The following is a 15,514-nucleotide window of genomic DNA, read 5'->3' as shown; positions in this document are numbered from 1 at the left end:
CGGAATCACACTCGTGTGATTCTCCCCAGACTGTGGATAGCTTGTGGATAACTCGCGGTCCGAGCAGCCGATGCAGGCGGGCTCCGCTCACACCAGCGGGAACACGAAGAACCGCAGGCTCAGGATGAGCAGTACGACCGTCAGGCCGATGAGCAGGCCGACCTGCAATCCCTGCTGGTTGCGCTTCCGGGTCTCGACGAAGATGAGCCCGATGAGCGCACCGACGACGAGGCCGCCGAGGTGCGCCTGCCAGGCGATGTTCCATCCGGGCACGAAGCCGATCACGAGGTTGATGCCGAGGAGCACGAGAAGCTGCGTGGTGTCGCCCCCGAGCCGCCGCTGGATCACGAGGAACGCGCCCATCAGGCCGAAAATGGCACCGGATGCCCCGACCACGCCCGTGCGCGGATCGCTGAGCCAGAGCACCGCGACCGAACCGCCGAGACCGGCGATCAGGTACAGCGCGAGGAACCGCCAGCGTCCGAGCAGGCCCTCGAGCAGTTGCCCGAAGATCCACAGCGTGTACATGTTGAGCAGGACATGGAAGATCAGGCCCGTCGAGTGCACGAACATCGACGTGATCATGCGCCACGGCTCGAAGTTGAACGGCAGCGAGTAGACGCCCGCGTAGAGCAGGCGCTCCGTCACGGCCAGGCCAGGGATCAGTTGCAGCAGGAACACCGCGATCGTGACCCCGATGAGCGAGTACGTGACGACGGGCGCGCCGCGCCCGGTCGCCGACCGCATGCGGGTGAGCACCGCCGGCTTGGTCTTGGGAGCGTTCGCCCGCTGCTCCCTCATGCACTCCGGGCAGATGACGCCGACCGGCGCCTGGGTCTGGCACTCACCGCAGATCGTCCGGCCGCATCGTTGGCACAGCACGTAGCTCGGACGATCCGGGTGGCGGTAGCAGACCCCGTTTCGGTCGCCGGCGGCGTCACCCACGCCGGTCAGCGGGACTCGACGGTGACGCGCTCGATGACGATGTCGTCGAGCGGCTTGTCACGGCCGTCGGTCGGAACGGCCGCGAGGCGGTCGACGACCGCCTGGCTCGAGGCATCCGTGACCTTGCCGAAGATGGTGTGCTTGCCCTGCAGCCACGTCGTCGGGCCGACCGTGATGAAGAACTGCGAGCCGTTGGTGCCGCCGCCGGTGACGCGGTCGGGGCCGGCGTTCGCCATCGCGAGCACATAGGGCTCGGTGAAGTCGAGCTCGGGGTTGATCTCGTCGTCGAACTGGTAGCCGGGGCCCCCGACGCCCTGTCCGAGCGGGTCGCCGCCCTGGATCATGAAGCCCGGGATGATGCGGTGGAAGATGACCCCGTCGTAGAGCGGGTCGGTCGTCTTCGCGCCGGTGGCGGGGTGGGTCCACTCGATCTCGCCCGTGGCGAGGCCGACGAAGTTCCTGACGGTCTTCGGGGCGTGGTTGCCGTAGAGCTCGACCTCGATGGGGCCGTGGTTGGTGTGGAGCGTCGCGACTGCGGTGGGAATCGGCATTCCCTTATTCTCTCACGGGCCTGTTCGTCAACCACCACGCCGCATCCGGACTCCCATCCCGTTTCCAGCAGGTTCGGTGGCAAGATGGGAGGACTCGCTGCACAACGATGGAGGTCGGTATGAGCCTGTCACGCAAGCGCAAGAAGGAACTCAAGCGGTTGCGCGCGAGTGCGGAGGATCTGTGGGGGAACCAGCAGGTGGTGCTCGACCACGCCAACAGCGTCGCGCGGGAGGCGAGCCGACAACTCGGCCACCTCACGCGTGAAGAGGTCGTTCCCCGCGTGCGTACCGGGTACGAGACGTACGTGCGCCCGGGATTCGAGCAGGCCAAGGGCTATGCGCGGAACGCCGGCGACGCCGCCGAGCAGGGGCTCGGCAACGTGCTGGGCTCGATCCTCTCGATCGGCGACATCGCCAACGACGTTCGCGTCCGGCGGGCCGTCGGGCGGATCTCGCCGCGCGCGGTCGCGCAGATCGAGAAGAAGAGCGGTCCCGGCGTCGGGACGTGCCTCGCGATCGGCGCCGCGGTCGTCGCTGCGGCCGGTGTCGCATACGCCGTCTGGCAGACGTTCCGCGCCGACGACGAACTGTGGGTCGCGGACGACGAGCCGCTGCCGGCATCGGACTCCCCCGCGCTCTGACGCAACTCGCTCGAAGGGCCTCGCCGAACGGCGGGGCCCTTCGGCGTGCCGGGCGGAGGCCGTCCACCTCGGGCGCTCGTCTCAGTGCTGTCCCTGAATTCCGCTCCGATTCCGAATTCCTTCGCATGGATGCTTGCGGAGGCATCCGTTCATTCGCTACTGTCTCTACTCGTTCGCCAATCGGCGATCGCGCTGATCTGAGAGGAGTTGAAGACCAATGATGCGTTTCATCGAACCCCGCACCGGCCTCCTCCTCCGCAGCGCCGCCTGCTGAGCCGACACGGCCAGCGAGCATCGCTCGCGCCGAACCGAGGTCTCACGCCCACGTGATCGCAGCCCGTTCGTGCTGCACACGCCAGAGCGTCGTTCCACGACGCCGACTGATCGCTGATCGGTCGACCGCACCGTTCGCACGACCATTCGTCGGCCGGATGCGCCATCCCCGCCGATGCGGCGACGAGTCCGAGCGACGACCCGAGCGGGATGCTCGACCGTCGCCCACGACGCCCGTCGATCGCGCCCCGAACGGTTCGTCGTACTCCTGAACCCCACCTCACCCGGCCCCGCATCCGCGTTGCCGGACCGCTCCATCGAAGATGAAGGAACCACCGTGAACACCACGCTCACCGCAGTCCGCTCCCCCGGGAGCACCATCGGCGTCCGCCGACGAGCACGCCTCGTCCACGAGCGCATCGCGATCCGCGCCGGCGTCGCCCTCGTCGCCTGGGGCCGTCGCAACGACGCGCACCTGACGCACGAAGCCGTCCAGCACGCGCGCCGCAACGCGATCGCCGGATCCGCACTGCGCGATGCCACCTACAACGGCATCGCCACGGCGACCCGCCAATCCTTCTGACGATCATGTTCGCCGAAGGGAATCCGCACGAACAGCCCCGTCCGGTCCGGACGGGGCTGTTCCGCGTTCGGCGTCAGCGAGCGGGAGGCACGCCGTCGGCGGGCTCCGCCGAGTTCAGGCGCAAAGCAATGTCGACCAAGCCGACCCGCTTCAGGTTCGCCACCTCGTCCAGTGCGAACCACCTCGCCTCGTCGCTCGAACCGCCGACCTCGTTGCGCAACTCGCCGCCCGTGACGGTCGCCCGATAGACCACCCGCATCGCGTAGAGCGGAGCCGCTCCGCGATGCCGCCGGGCCGCCGGCACGACCATCGTGTCGATTCCGAGCAGCCGGTCGATGGATGCCTCGTACCCCGTCTCCTCGCGGATCTCGCGCTTCGCCCCCTCCACCGGGTGCTCGCCGCCCTCGATGCCCCCGCCGGGAAGAGACCAGCCCGATCGGCCGTGCTCGTTCCAATGCGAGAGCAGGATTCGGTCGTCGCCGTCGATGATGACGCCGTACGCGGCGATGCGGATGTCCATCACGCCACTGTACTTAACGCGAGTCCGTGCTTCGCTCGGGCCTCAGTCGGCCTCCGTCACCCGTCGGTTCCCCGGTCGGATGTCTCGAGCCCGTGGATCCCGCTGAGATCGACACGGGTCGCCCCGGCGTGTGCCGCGAGCACGAGGAGCACGTCGCCGCAGGCCGGGCACCGACCGACCGACCCCATCGCGGTGCGGTAGACGATCAGCGTGGCGAGGCACGAGCGGGTGCCGCAGTGCGCGCACGAACCGGCCAGTGCGGTGAGGTCGCCGTCGAACACCTCGGCGAGGTCGCCGGCGAGCGCGTTGCCGTCGAGGTGCTGCATCACGTGCCTCCGAATCGTTCGGTACGGATCGAAGCGGGTCGGTGACCGGCGGCGACCAGCGCGTGCGCGACCGCCTCGACGTAGGCGGTGGGCCCGCAGACGAATATGCGAGGCTCGACGTCGGGCGGCCAGACGAGTTCGGCGAGCAGCTCGGGAGTGACCCGTCCGACGGGGCGCTGCGCGTGGTCGGGTGCGCGCCGGGTGAACACGTAGTCGACCTCCATCGGGGTCGCCGCATCGGCCGCGGCAAGGTCGCGGAGCTCTCCGGCGAAGAAGACGTCGTCGGGGGTGCGCACCGAATAGAGGAGGCGGAAGGGCGTGGCATCCGCTGCGGTCGCGTGGGCCTGCGCCATCGCGATCAGCGGCACCACTCCCGATCCGCCGCCGATGAGCTGCACCGGGCGGCCCGGCTCGACGGACGGCCGCCAGACGAAGAACGCACCGAGCGGGCCGTGCAGTTCCGCCTGATCGCCGACACGGAGATCCTGGACGAGGAACGGCGACACCTCGCCGCCCGGCACCTCGGCGACCGCGAGCACGACCCGGGTGCCCTCGCCCGACGAGGCCAGGGAGTACGAGCGGGTCGCCTGGTATCCGTCGGGTGCGGTGAGCCTGATGTCGACGTGCGACCCCGCGTCGTTGCCCGGCCAGGTCGGCACGTCGAAGGTGATTCGGCGCGAACTCGGCGTCTCCTCGCGGGTGTCGATCACCGTCGCGACGTGCCAGGATGCCCGGGGTGCGGGCGTCCGGGTCACCAATAGCGCTCCTCGAGCCACGGATCGCCGTGCAGGTGATAGCCGTTCTGCTCCCAGAACCCGGGGTCGTCGTCGGGCATGGTCACGAGTCCGCGCACCCACTTCGCGCTCTTCCAGAAGTAGAGGTGCGGCACGAGCAACCGGGCCGGTCCCCCGTGCTCGGGGTCGAGCGGTTCGCCGTCGGCCTCGAACGCGACCCACGCCTTGCCGTCGAGCAGGTCGTCGAGCGGGACGTTCGTCGTGTACCCGCCGTAGCTGTGCGCCATGACGAAGTCGTGCGAGGTCTCGACGTGCTCGAAGATCGTGTCGAGCGAGACGCCGCGCCAGTCCATGCCGAGCCTCGACCAGTGCGTCACGCAGTGGATGTCGACCGTGATGTCCTCGACGCCCAGGGCATGCATCTCGTCCCAGTTCCAGCGGGTCGTACCCTGTTCGGTCCGTACCTCGAACGACCAGTCCTCGGTGGCGACGTCCGGTGTCGGTCCTGCCGACAGCACCGGCCAATCCTCGACGAGGGTCTGCCCGGGCGGAAGATTCGGATCGTGGTCGCGTCCGCGACCGGAGAACCCCCGAGTGATGAACGACATGACGCTCCCTCCGACGCTCCAACGCTAGTGAGCGGAGGCGCGGATGTCACGAGGTCCGAAGGAGTGGAGCCTAGGAGATTCGAACTCCTGACATCCTGCTTGCAAAGCAGGCGCTCTACCAACTGAGCTAAGGCCCCGGGTCGGATGCCGAGGCATCCGGAGTTGTGGAGTTGTGCGTCCCTCTCGGGCACTGGTGGGGATACGAGGACTTGAACCTCGGACCTCTTCGTTATCAGCGAAGCGCTCTAACCGCCTGAGCTATATCCCCGGATTTTCGGCCGGAGGACAGCCTACCTGACGCTGGACGAAAGTCCGAATCGAGGTGGGCGACCCTCACGGCCGGGCCGGATCAGTTGTTCGTGAAGCCGACGAGCAGGCCGCCGGTGATGCGCACGCTGAGGTTGTACAGCACCGCGAGCACCGCCCCGAGCACGGTCGTGACCACGAGGTTGATCAGCGAACCGACCACCGCGAAGCCCATGACGTTGCCGAGCGACAGGACCGTCGTCAGGTCGGTGCCCGAGCCCGCGACATCCTGCACCAGGTTGTTCACCAGCGAGAAGATGCCCGTCGAGTTCAGCACCGTCCACACGAGGAACGACACCACGATGTTCACGATCGCGAGGCAGATGGCGACGAGGAACGACAGCTTCACGCTCGACCAGAAGTCGATGTAGACCAAGCGCAGACGTACCTGCTTCGCCGGCGGACGACGGTTGGACTTGCGGGCCAACTTGTCGGCGACGCTACTCATGGATTCGATCACTCCTCTTCCGCGACGGCAGCCGTTTCGGGCTCAGTGCCATCGCCGGTCTCGTCATCGTCGAGGTTGCGTTCGCTGTTCTTCGCGATGGCGATGATGCGGTCGTCTTGCGCGAACTTCGCGAAGACCACGCCCATCGTGTCACGACCCTTGGCGGGCACCTCGGCGACGTCAGAGCGTACCACCTTGCCACTGGCAAGAACCACAAGGACCTCGTCGGTCCGGGAGGTGATCAGCGCGCCGGCGAGGTCGCCGCGTTCCTCGTTCAGTTTGGCGACCTTGATGCCCAGTCCACCGCGCTGCTGCTTGCGGTACTCCTCGATCCTGGTGCGCTTCGCGTATCCGCCCTCGGTGACGACGAACACGTACGTGTCGGTCGCGCTCGGCTTCTGCCCCGTGACCTCTTCGACCTCGGTGACGTCGTCGTCGTCCGACGAGGCGACGACGGATGCCTCGAGCAACGAGTCGTCGCCGCGGAAGCTCATGCCCTTCACGCCCGACGTCGCGCGGCCCATCGGGCGCAGTGCATCGTCGGTCGCCTCGAAGCGCAGCGACATGCCCTTGCGGGAGACGAGCAGGATCTCGTCGGAGTCGTCGGCGAGCATCGCGGAGACGAGCTCGTCGCCCTCGCGGAGGTTGATCGCGATGACGCCGCGGGACCGGTTCGTGTCGTACGCGGTCAGGTCGGTCTTCTTGACCAGGCCCTCGCGGGTTGCGAGCACGAGGTACTTCGCCACCTCGTAGTCGCGGATGTCGAGGATCTCGGCGATCTGCTCGTCGGGCTGCAGTTCGAGCAGGTTGGCGACGTGCTGGCCCTTCGCGTCGCGGCCGCCCTCCTGCAGTTCGTAGGTCTTCGCGCGGTACACCCGGCCCTGGTTGGTGAAGAACAGGAGCCAGTGATGCGTGGTCGTCACGAAGAAGTGCTCGACGACGTCGTCGGCGCGCAGCGCAGCGCCCTTCACGCCGCGACCGCCGCGATGCTGCGAACGGTAGTTGTCGCTGCGGGTGCGCTTCACGTAGCCGCCGCGGGTCACCGTGACGACCATCTCCTCCTCGGGGATGAGGTCTTCGATCGACATGTCGCCGTCGAACCCGGGGATGATGTGCGTGCGACGCTCGTCGCCGTACTTGTCGGCGATCTCGCGGAGCTCGTCCGAGATGATGGAGCGCTGACGCGACGGGGTCGCGAGGATCTCGCGGAAGTCGGCGATCTGCCGCTCGATCTCCGCAGCCTCGTCCATGATCTTCTGGCGTTCGAGGGCCGCGAGCCGGCGCAGCTGGAGCTCGAGGATCGCCCTGGCCTGGATCTCGTCGATGTCGAGCAGGTCGATCAGGCCGTTGCGCGCCTCCTCGACGGTCGGCGATCGGCGGATGAGCGCGATGACCTCGTCGAGCGCGTCGAGCGCCTTCAGGTAGCCGCGCAGGATGTGCGCGCGGGCCTCGGCCTCGCGGAGGCGGTACTCCGTGCGGCGCACGATGACCTCGACCTGGTGGTCGACCCAGTGCGAGATGAACCCGTCGATAGACAGGGTGCGGGGCACGCCGTCGACGATCGCGAGCATGTTCGCGCCGAAGTTCTCCTGCAGCGAGGTGTGCTTGTAGAGGTTGTTGAGCACGACCTTGGCGACGGCGTCGCGCTTGAGCACGATGACCAGGCGCTGTCCGGTGCGGCCCGACGACTCGTCGCGGATGTCGGCGATGCCCGAGATCTTGCCGTCCTTCGCGAGGTCGGCGATCTTGATCGCGAGGTTGTCGGGATTCACCTGGTACGGCAGTTCCGTGACCACGAGGGACGTACGGCCCTGGATCTCCTCGACGTTGACGATCGCGCGCATCGTGATCGAGCCGCGACCCGTGCGGTACGCGTCGATGATGCCCTTCTGGCCCAGGATCTGGGCACCCGTCGGGAAGTCGGGCCCCTTGATGCGCTGGATCAGCGCCTCCTGGAGTTCCTCGCGCGACGCCTCCGGGTGCTCGAGCGCCCAGAGCGCACCCGCGGCGACCTCGCGGAGGTTGTGCGGGGGGATGTTCGTCGCCATGCCGACGGCGATGCCGACCGAACCGTTGACGAGCAGGTTCGGGAACCGCGCCGGGAGCACCACCGGCTCCTGCGTGCGGCCGTCGTAGTTGTCCTGGAAGTCGACGGTGTCTTCCTCGATGTCGCGCACCATCTCGATCGCGAGGGGCGCCATCTTGGTCTCGGTGTACCGGTGCGCGGCCGCACCGTCGTTGCCGGGCGAGCCGAAGTTGCCCTGCCCGAGTGCGAGCGGGTACCGCATGGACCACGGCTGCACGAGTCGCACGAGCGCGTCGTAGACGGACGAGTCGCCGTGCGGGTGGAACTGGCCCATGACGTCGCCGATGATGCGCGTGCACTTCGAGAACGCACGGTCGGGTCGATACCCGCCGTCGTACATCGTGTAGATCACGCGGCGGTGCACGGGCTTCAGGCCGTCGCGCACGTCGGGCAGCGCGCGCCCGATGATGACGCTCATCGCGTAGTCGAGGTACGACCGCTGCATCTCGAGCTGCAGGTCGACCTGGTCGATCTTCCCGTGGATGCCGGGGCCGTCGGTCTCGCCGGCGGCGCCGGGCTCGATCACGTCAGATGTCAAGGAAACGCACGTCCTTCGCGTTCTTCTGGATGAAGTTCCGTCGGCTCTCGACGTCGTCGCCCATCAGCGTCGAGAAGATCTCGTCGGCCGCTGCGGCGTCGTCGACCGTGACCTGCAGCAGGGTGCGGGTCTCGGGGTTCATCGTCGTGTCCCAGAGTTCCTGGTGGTTCATCTCGCCGAGGCCCTTGTAGCGCTGGATCCCGTTCTCCTTCGGGATGCGCTTGCCGGCCGCGGTGCCCGCGGTGACCAGTGCGTCGCGCTCGCGATCGGAGAAGACGTACTCGTGCTCGGCATTCGTCCACTTGATGCGGTAGAGCGGCGGCTGCGCGAGGTACACGTAGCCCATCTCGATGAGCGGTCGCATGTAGCGGAAGAGCAGCGTGAGCAGCAGCGTCGTGATGTGCTGGCCGTCGACGTCGGCGTCGGCCATGAGCACGATCTTGTGGTACCTGGCCTTCTCGGGGTTGAAGTCCTCGCCGATGCCGGTGCCGAACGCCGTGATCATCGCCTGGATCTCGGCATTGCCGAGCGCCCGGTCGAGTCGAGCCTTCTCGACGTTCAGGATCTTGCCGCGCAGCGGCAGGATCGCCTGGGTGTCGGGATTGCGGCCCTGCACGGCGGAGCCGCCGGCCGAGTCGCCCTCGACGATGAAGATCTCGGAGATCGACGCGTCCTTGCTCGAGCAGTCCTTGAGCTTGCCCGGCATGCCGCCGCCCTCGAGCAGGCCCTTGCGGCGGGTGGCCTCGCGCGCCTTGCGGGCGGCGAGTCGCGCGGTGGCCGCCTGGATCGCCTTGCGGATGATCTCGCGCGCCTGGACGGGGTTGCGGTCGAACCAGTCGCCCAACTGGTCGCCGGTGACCCGCTGGACGAACGACTTCGCCTCGGTGTTGCCGAGCTTCGTCTTCGTCTGGCCCTCGAACTGCGGCTCGCCGAGCTTCACCGAGATGACCGCGGTCAGGCCCTCGCGCACGTCGTCGCCGGAGAGGTTGTCGTCCTTCTCCTTGAGGATGCCCTTCTCACGCGCGTACCGGTTGACGAGGGTCGTCAACGCGGCGCGGAAGCCCTCTTCGTGCGTGCCGCCCTCGTGCGTGTTGATGGTGTTCGCGTAGGTGTGCACGGACTCGGTGTACGCCGTGGTCCACTGCATCGCGATCTCGAGCGAGATGCGCCGCTCCGTGTCCTCGGACTCGAACGAGATGATCTCGTCGTTGACGAGGTCGGCCTTCTTCGAACGGTTCAGGTACTCGACGTAGTCGACGAGTCCGCGCTCGTAGTGGAAGGTGTCCGCGCGCGGACCCTCGGTCGCGGCATCCGTCAGGTTCTCGACGTCGGCGGGATCCGCCGGATCGCCCGCGTGACGCAGGTCGGTGAGGGTGATGCGCAGGCCCTTGTTGAGGAACGCGTACTGCTGGAACCGGGTGCGCAGGGTCTCGTAGTCGAACTCGACGGTCTCGAAGATGTCGGGGCTCGGCCAGAAGGTGATGGTCGTGCCAGTCTCGGACTCGGGAATCGATTCGTCCTGCGAGAGCGGTGCGTCGGGCACGCCGACCCGGTACTGCTGGCGCCAGACGTGTCCCTGCCGCTTGACTTCGACTTCGAGGCGCGTCGACAGCGCGTTCACGACCGACGAACCGACGCCGTGGAGGCCACCCGAGACCGCGTACCCGCCGCCGCCGAACTTGCCGCCGGCGTGCAGGACGGTGAGCACGACCTCGACGGTCGAACGCCCCTCGGTCTTGTGGATGTCGACGGGGATGCCCCGGCCGTTGTCGATCACCCGGACCGCGCCGTCGGCGAGGATCGTGACGTCGATGTCGGTCGCGTAGCCTGCGAGCGCCTCGTCGACGGAGTTGTCGACGATCTCGTAGACGAGGTGGTGGAGTCCGCGCGGCCCGGTCGAGCCGATGTACATGCCCGGCCGCTTGCGGACCGCTTCGAGGCCCTCGAGTACCTGGATCGCGTCCGCCCCGTATTCGGGCGCGGGCTGGGCCTTCGTCGGTTCCGCTGTCATGGGTGAATCGGGCTCCAAACCGTCGTTCTGGCGACGTTCGATCCTATCAAACCGCGGCTCCGCAGCAGCCCTCGACGGGCCGTCTGGGGCGATTTCACGGCCGTATCGACCGTTTTCGCCTTCTCAGCCGTAGGTATCGCGCGGACCGCGGCCTGGAACCGATCTGGGGCCCCATTTCCAGGTGGGGGCGTCCGGGCCTTGGAAGCGGATCGTGTCGACACCGGCGCCGGGGTACCGTTCGAGGATCCGGCTCACGAGGTCGGCGCGCATCATCCGCAGCTGGGTCGCCCACGCCGTCGACTCGCACCTGACCTGGAGCACGCCGCCCTCGATCGCGATCGGCTCGGAGTGTCGGGCGGTGTCCTCGCCGACCACTTCCGCCCACGACGCGAGCAGGTCGTGCTGCGAGAGCGGACCCGACCAGCCGAGCTCGCCCGACATGAGGTCGATGGCATCGCCGAGCGGCTTCGGATCGCGGCCGGGCGTGAACGGCTCGCTCCCGGCGCGCGGCGCCTGACGGCGCGACGAGCGGGGCCGCGGCCGGTCGTCGCCGAAGATCTCGCGGAAGTGGCGGTAGACGCGGGCCGCCTCCGATACCGGCTGCTCAGGCATCCGCCGCCTCCAGGATGCTTCCGGCGGCGATCTGCACGATGCGCGCCGTCAACGGCTCGGGCACGTCCTCGAGCACCGCGGCGGTCACGAGCACCTGCTCGAATCCGCCGATCGCCGCGGCGAGCCGCTCCCGGCGCAGCCGGTCGAGTTCGGCGAACACGTCGTCGAGGATGAGCACGGGGTCGCCTGTCGCGGAATCGCGACGCAGCAGTTCGGCGGATGCCAGACGCAGCGCGAGCGCGAACGACCACGACTCCCCGTGACTCGCATACCCCTTCGCGGGCAACCCGTTGAGCAGGAGCAGCACGTCGTCACGGTGCGGTCCCGAGAGCGTCAGCCCGCGCTCGAGCTCCTTCCCGCGCTGCGCGCGGAGCGCGACGCGGAATCGGTCGGCCGTGGAGGCATCCGACACGGGGGCCTCCTGGCCGGCGGATGCCTCGCCGTCGCGATCGGCGTCTGCGGCGGCATCCGTGCCGTCCCGCTCGCCGTCCGGGTCCGCACCGTCGATCGAAAGGACCGGGCGGATGCCCGGGCCGTGGTCGGCATCGACGATCGAGCGGTAGGCGGCGCGGAGCGGGTCGGCGAGCTCGGCCACGAGTGCGAGGCGCTGGTCGATGAGCTCCGAGCCGAGTTCGACCAGGCGCTCGTCCCAGATGTCGAGCGTCGGCAGCGCGTCGGCGCGCAGGCCCCTCGCCCTGGCGCTCTTCAGGAGGGTGTTGCGCTGCCGGAGCACCCGGTCGTAGTCGGCCATCACGCCCGCGAGGCGCGGGGTGCGCTGCACGAGGAGCTCGTCGAGCAGCCGTCGGCGCACCGACGGTTCGCCTCGCACGATCGCCAGATCCTCGGGCGCGAACAGCACCGAGTGGACGTACCTGGGCAGGTCGCGCGGCTTCGCCGGCGATCGGTTGAGCTGGGCCTTGTTCGAGCCCTGGCGATTGATCTGCAGCTCTGCGAGCACCCTGCGGTCGCCGTGGGCGAGCATCGCCCGGACGATCGCCGCATCGGCGCCCGCCCGGACCAGCGCCTGATCGCCCGACACCCGGTGCGAGCCGAGGGTCGCGAGGTAGCCGATCGACTCCACGAGGTTCGTCTTGCCCTGGCCGTTGCGGCCGACGAAGACCGTCGCGCCCGGCTCGAGCTCGATCTCGGCCCGCGCGTAGTTGCGGTAGTCGGTGAGCGAGAGCCGCTCGACGTGCACGCTGGCTCCCTTCCGTTCGACGACCCGATCAACGCTACTCGCGGCCGCCGACGGGCGGCCCGGCTACCGGAGCAGGAGGTTCGGCTGGAGCAGGTACCGGTAGCTGTCGTTGCCGGCCTGCTCGCGCGAGGTCTGGCTCGTGATCAGCACCGGACCGGGCTTGTTCGGGTTCTCGGTCTTCGTGAACGAGATGCGCACGAACTCGCTCGGCACGGCGGAGAGCCCGTCGAGCAGGAACTGCGGCTTGAGCGACACGACCGTGTCGTCGCCCGTCAGGATCGCGTCGATCGACTCGGAGGCCTGGGCCTGTTCGCTGCCGATGGCCTCGAGTGTGAGGCCGTCGGCCGTGAAGCTGTACCGCAGTGCGGCCTCGCGCTCGAGCACGAGTGCGACACGGCGCGTGGCCTCGATGAGCTCGGCGGTGTTCATGACGGCGTAGTTGTCGACCGTCTCGGGGAACAACCGCCGCACCGGCGGGAAGTTGCCCTTGATCAGGAGGCTCGTGACCGTCTTCTTGTCGGCGCTGAACGCGATGAGCTCGCGGTCGTCGCGGCTCGTGATCGCAACGGCGATCGTGCCGGAGTGGCCGAGCGTCTTGCCGACCTCCTGGAGGGTGCGTGCCGGAACCAGTGCCGTGTGCACGTCGTCGGATGCCACGGTTCCGCCATCCCAGTCGATCTCGCGGATCGCGACGCGGTAGCGGTCGGTCGCGACCAGGCTCAGGCTGTTCTCCCGGACCTCGAGCTGCACGCCGGTGATGACCGGGGTCACGTCGTCGCGGGACGCGGCGACCGCGACCTGGGCGACGGCGGCCGAGAATTCGTCGGCCGGGACCACGCCGGTCTGCTCGCCGATCTCTGGGATCGACGGATATTCCTCGACCGGCATGGACAGCAGCGTGAAGCTCGCCGAGCCGCAGGTGACCGAGATCCGCGATTCCTCGGTCGCGACCCGCACCGGGGCGTTCGGCAGCCGGCCGGCGATCTCCGCGAGGAGACGACCGGAGACCAGCACGGTGCCCGGCTCCTCGACGTCGGCCTGGATCTCGGTCTGGCTCGAGACCTCGTAGTCGAACGAGGAGAGCACGAGGCCGTCGTCGCTCGCCTGGATGAGCACCCCCGAGAGGATCGGCAGCGTGGTGCGCTGGGGCAGCAGCTTGACGGCGAAGGAGACGGCCTCACTGAAGACGTCGCGGTTGACCTGGAACTTCACGGTTCTCCCGTCGTGGAAGTGCTGAATCGAACCCATGCTAGCGGCTGCCCCGGTTCGGAGCCCGGGTGATCCGCGCAGATCGGAGCCGGCGTCGACGAGGTTGCCGATCGCCCATTTCCTTAACCATTTCTCTTAACGGTGTTAACCGTTGTGCAAACTGTGGATGGTGTCAGGTGATCCGCGACCTGGTGCCGATCGGGGCTCGTCGGATCTGTGCACGGCGTGTGGAATCCACCTCGAGGCGGCGGCTCGGCCGACCTGGGCGCGACCGGGCAGTCCACAGCGACGTCCGCCGTCTCCCCAGCCCTGTCGCGGTTGCTCGTTAACAATCCACAGGTTTTCCCCAACTGTGGGGAACGTGCCGCCGGGGGCCGCAGGCGGGCGCACAGCGTGCCGCACGAGGCATCCGATCAGCGGACGCGGGACGTCTGCTTGATGCGGGCGGTCAGCTCGGTGACCTGGTTGTAGATCGAGCGCCGCTCCTTCATGAGCTCCGAGATCTTCTTGTTGGCGTACATCACGGTCGTGTGGTCGCGGTTGCCGAACAGCTGGCCGATCTTCGGCAGCGACAGGCTCGTCAGCTCACGGCACAGGTACATCGCGATCTGCCGCGCCGTCGCGACGGCCTGCGACCGGCTCGACCCGTACAGGTCGTCGACCGTCAGCTTGAAGTAGTCGGCCGTCGCCGTGATGATGTCGACCGGCGCGACGACGTTGTCGGTGTCATCCGTGATGAGGTCCTTCAGGACCGTCTGCACCAGCGGCATGTCGACCGACGTCCGGTTCAGGCTCGCGAACGCCGTGACGCGGATCAGCGTGCCCTCGAGCTCGCGGATGTTGCTCGACACCTTCGAAGCCATGTACTCGAGGATCTCGTCGGGCACCTGGAGACGTTCGGACTGCGCCTTCTTGCGGAGGATGGCGATACGCGTCTCGAGGTCGGGCGCCTGCACGTCGGTGATCAGTCCCCACTCGAAGCGACTGCGCATCCGATCCTCGAAGCCGGTGAGGTGCTTCGGCGGCACATCGCTGGTGATCACGACCTGCTTGTTGTGATCGTGCAGGGTGTTGAAGGTGTGGAAGAACGCCTCCTGCGTCTCCGCCTTCCCCTGCAGGAACTGGATGTCGTCGATCAACAGGATGTCGATATTGCGGTAGCGCTGCTGGAACAGCGAGCCGCGGTTGTTCGCGATCGAGTTGATGAAGTCGTTCGTGAACTCCTCGCTCGACACGTACCGCACCCGGATGCCCGGGTACAGGCTCATCGCGTAGTGCCCGATCGCGTGCAGGAGGTGGGTCTTGCCCAGGCCGGAGTCGCCGTAGATGAACAGCGGGTTGTACGCCTTCGCCGGCGCCTCGGCGACCGCGACCGCGGCGGCGTGCGCGAACCGGTTGGACTGACCGATCACGAAGCTGTCGAACGAGTACTTCGGGTTCAACCGGGAATCGCGGGGGCGGTCGCCGCCGGTCTGCTCGAACGCGACATGCGGAACCGGTGAGAAATCGGATGCCTCGGCCAGGTCGTCGGGGTATCCCGGCATGCCCGTGCCCACCTGCGCAGCGAGCGCCGGGCCCGGACCGCCGATCCCGCCCGGGCCGGCCATCGCGGCCGCGCCGGGGGCATCCAACGATCGAAGCTCCTCGAGCTCGGGGTTCACGACCACGTAGAAGGAACTGACCGGAGTCGGTGCCTCGATCCTGCCCATGGCCTTCAGGAGCGGCACCCGCATGCGCTGGTTCAACATGCTCGCGGTGAAGTCGTTCGGCACCTCCAGGTAGAAGGTGCCCGCGGCGATGCCCTTCGGCTCGACGAGATTCAGGAAGCCCTGGAGCATCGGGGTGATGGCCTCGTCGGCGGAGAGTTCTGAGAGGACCGTCGCCCACGTCTCGGAAATGGGCTGTTCCGTCATCGTTCCCCGCAT

15 protein-coding genes and 2 tRNA genes are annotated in these 15,514 nt (G+C 68.0%); 2 read left to right on the top strand and 15 right to left on the bottom strand.

Features of this window, described 5'->3' with window-relative positions; translation table 11 throughout:
* Positions 1-87: 87 nt before the first annotated feature.
* Together ELQ40_RS00085 and ELQ40_RS00080 are read right to left on the bottom strand one after the other, a co-directional pair.
* Positions 88-801 (bottom strand): rhomboid family intramembrane serine protease, encoded by a 714-nt coding sequence (locus ELQ40_RS00085; protein WP_240665867.1) that lies wholly within the window; start codon positions 799-801, stop codon positions 88-90.
* A 149-nt stretch (positions 802-950) separates the two neighbouring features.
* Positions 951-1,496: a peptidylprolyl isomerase gene (locus tag ELQ40_RS00080; RefSeq protein ID WP_127791748.1), complete on the bottom strand. Its 546-nt coding sequence runs from the start codon at positions 1,494-1,496 to the stop codon at positions 951-953.
* Positions 1,497-1,615: 119 nt separating this feature from the next.
* Between ELQ40_RS00080 and ELQ40_RS00075 the strand changes: the two genes are divergently transcribed.
* Both ELQ40_RS00075 and ELQ40_RS00070 read left to right on the top strand, forming a co-directional pair.
* Positions 1,616-2,137, top strand: a complete 522-nt coding sequence (locus ELQ40_RS00075) for a hypothetical protein (protein ID WP_127791746.1) — start codon at positions 1,616-1,618, stop codon at positions 2,135-2,137.
* Between the two features lie 610 nt (positions 2,138-2,747).
* Positions 2,748-2,993 carry a hypothetical protein gene (locus ELQ40_RS00070; RefSeq protein WP_127791744.1) on the top strand — a complete coding sequence of 82 codons (246 nt, stop codon included), beginning with the start codon at positions 2,748-2,750 and terminating at the stop codon, positions 2,991-2,993.
* Positions 2,994-3,066: 73 nt separating this feature from the next.
* Here ELQ40_RS00070 and ELQ40_RS00065 read toward each other — a convergent pair whose 3' ends face one another.
* The 13 genes from ELQ40_RS00065 to dnaA all read right to left on the bottom strand — a co-directional run bounded on the left by ELQ40_RS00065 (position 3,067) and on the right by dnaA (position 15,427).
* Complete coding sequence (locus ELQ40_RS00065) at positions 3,067-3,513, bottom strand: NUDIX hydrolase (protein ID WP_164863419.1); 447 nt, start codon at positions 3,511-3,513, stop codon at positions 3,067-3,069.
* 56 nt (positions 3,514-3,569) lie between these two features.
* On the bottom strand, positions 3,570-3,839 hold the full coding sequence (locus tag ELQ40_RS00060; protein ID WP_127791742.1) for a DUF6510 family protein: 270 nt from the start codon (positions 3,837-3,839) through the stop codon (positions 3,570-3,572).
* The gene (locus ELQ40_RS00055; protein WP_205649386.1) at positions 3,839-4,594 is read right to left on the bottom strand and encodes an FAD-binding oxidoreductase; all 756 of its coding nucleotides are present in this window, start codon (positions 4,592-4,594) and stop codon (positions 3,839-3,841) included. Before ELQ40_RS00055 ends, ELQ40_RS00060 begins: the two co-directional genes overlap by 1 nt.
* Positions 4,591-5,181: a molybdopterin-dependent oxidoreductase gene (locus ELQ40_RS00050; protein WP_127791738.1), complete on the bottom strand. Its 591-nt coding sequence runs from the start codon at positions 5,179-5,181 to the stop codon at positions 4,591-4,593. Before ELQ40_RS00050 ends, ELQ40_RS00055 begins: the two co-directional genes overlap by 4 nt.
* A 64-nt stretch (positions 5,182-5,245) precedes the next feature.
* Positions 5,246-5,318, bottom strand: a tRNA-Ala gene (locus tag ELQ40_RS00045).
* Positions 5,319-5,372: 54 nt separating this feature from the next.
* A tRNA-Ile gene (locus tag ELQ40_RS00040) sits at positions 5,373-5,449 on the bottom strand.
* An 81-nt stretch (positions 5,450-5,530) separates the two neighbouring features.
* Positions 5,531-5,935: a DUF3566 domain-containing protein gene (locus ELQ40_RS00035; RefSeq protein ID WP_127791736.1), complete on the bottom strand. Its 405-nt coding sequence runs from the start codon at positions 5,933-5,935 to the stop codon at positions 5,531-5,533.
* A gap of 8 nt (positions 5,936-5,943) precedes the next feature.
* Positions 5,944-8,466 (bottom strand): DNA gyrase subunit A, encoded by a 2,523-nt coding sequence (gene gyrA, locus ELQ40_RS00030; protein WP_370296803.1) that lies wholly within the window; start codon positions 8,464-8,466, stop codon positions 5,944-5,946.
* Between the two features lie 82 nt (positions 8,467-8,548).
* Positions 8,549-10,570 carry a DNA topoisomerase (ATP-hydrolyzing) subunit B gene (gyrB, locus tag ELQ40_RS00025; RefSeq protein ID WP_127791733.1) on the bottom strand — a complete coding sequence of 674 codons (2,022 nt, stop codon included), beginning with the start codon at positions 10,568-10,570 and terminating at the stop codon, positions 8,549-8,551.
* A gap of 123 nt (positions 10,571-10,693) precedes the next feature.
* Positions 10,694-11,182, bottom strand: a complete 489-nt coding sequence (locus ELQ40_RS00020; RefSeq protein WP_127791731.1) for a DUF721 domain-containing protein — start codon at positions 11,180-11,182, stop codon at positions 10,694-10,696.
* Entirely contained in the window at positions 11,175-12,380 is a 1,206-nt protein-coding gene (gene recF / locus ELQ40_RS00015; RefSeq protein WP_127791729.1) for a DNA replication/repair protein RecF, read from the bottom strand. The genes ELQ40_RS00020 and recF overlap by 8 nt, the downstream gene beginning before the upstream one ends.
* A 63-nt stretch (positions 12,381-12,443) precedes the next feature.
* The gene (gene dnaN, locus ELQ40_RS00010; RefSeq protein ID WP_127795037.1) at positions 12,444-13,592 is read right to left on the bottom strand and encodes a DNA polymerase III subunit beta; all 1,149 of its coding nucleotides are present in this window, start codon (positions 13,590-13,592) and stop codon (positions 12,444-12,446) included.
* 410 nt (positions 13,593-14,002) lie between these two features.
* On the bottom strand, positions 14,003-15,427 hold the full coding sequence (gene dnaA, locus ELQ40_RS00005; protein WP_370296801.1) for a chromosomal replication initiator protein DnaA: 1,425 nt from the start codon (positions 15,425-15,427) through the stop codon (positions 14,003-14,005).
* Positions 15,428-15,514: the final 87 nt, after the last annotated feature.

Source organism: Agromyces sp. LHK192, from assembly GCF_004006235.1.
Taxonomy (GTDB): Bacteria; Actinomycetota; Actinomycetes; order Actinomycetales; family Microbacteriaceae; genus Agromyces.
This window is presented reverse-complemented; position numbering and strand designations above follow the sequence as displayed.

Excerpts from the sequence above, each read along its gene's own strand:
- ELQ40_RS00085 (WP_240665867.1), bottom strand. The coding sequence starts at position 801 with ATGAGGGAGCAGCGGGCGAACGCTCCCAAGACCAAGCCGGCGGTGCTC.
- ELQ40_RS00080 (WP_127791748.1), bottom strand. The coding sequence starts at position 1,496 with ATGCCGATTCCCACCGCAGTCGCGACGCTCCACACCAACCACGGCCCC.
- ELQ40_RS00075 (WP_127791746.1), top strand. The coding sequence starts at position 1,616 with ATGAGCCTGTCACGCAAGCGCAAGAAGGAACTCAAGCGGTTGCGCGCG.
- ELQ40_RS00065 (WP_164863419.1), bottom strand. The coding sequence starts at position 3,513 with ATGGACATCCGCATCGCCGCGTACGGCGTCATCATCGACGGCGACGAC.
- ELQ40_RS00060 (WP_127791742.1), bottom strand. The coding sequence starts at position 3,839 with ATGCAGCACCTCGACGGCAACGCGCTCGCCGGCGACCTCGCCGAGGTG.
- ELQ40_RS00050 (WP_127791738.1), bottom strand. The coding sequence starts at position 5,181 with ATGTCGTTCATCACTCGGGGGTTCTCCGGTCGCGGACGCGACCACGAT.
- ELQ40_RS00035 (WP_127791736.1), bottom strand. The coding sequence starts at position 5,935 with ATGAGTAGCGTCGCCGACAAGTTGGCCCGCAAGTCCAACCGTCGTCCG.
- gyrA (WP_370296803.1), bottom strand. The coding sequence starts at position 8,466 with ATGCAGCGGTCGTACCTCGACTACGCGATGAGCGTCATCATCGGGCGC.
- gyrB (WP_127791733.1), bottom strand. The coding sequence starts at position 10,570 with ATGACAGCGGAACCGACGAAGGCCCAGCCCGCGCCCGAATACGGGGCG.
- ELQ40_RS00020 (WP_127791731.1), bottom strand. The coding sequence starts at position 11,182 with ATGCCTGAGCAGCCGGTATCGGAGGCGGCCCGCGTCTACCGCCACTTC.
- dnaA (WP_370296801.1), bottom strand. The coding sequence starts at position 15,427 with ATGCTCCAGGGCTTCCTGAATCTCGTCGAGCCGAAGGGCATCGCCGCG.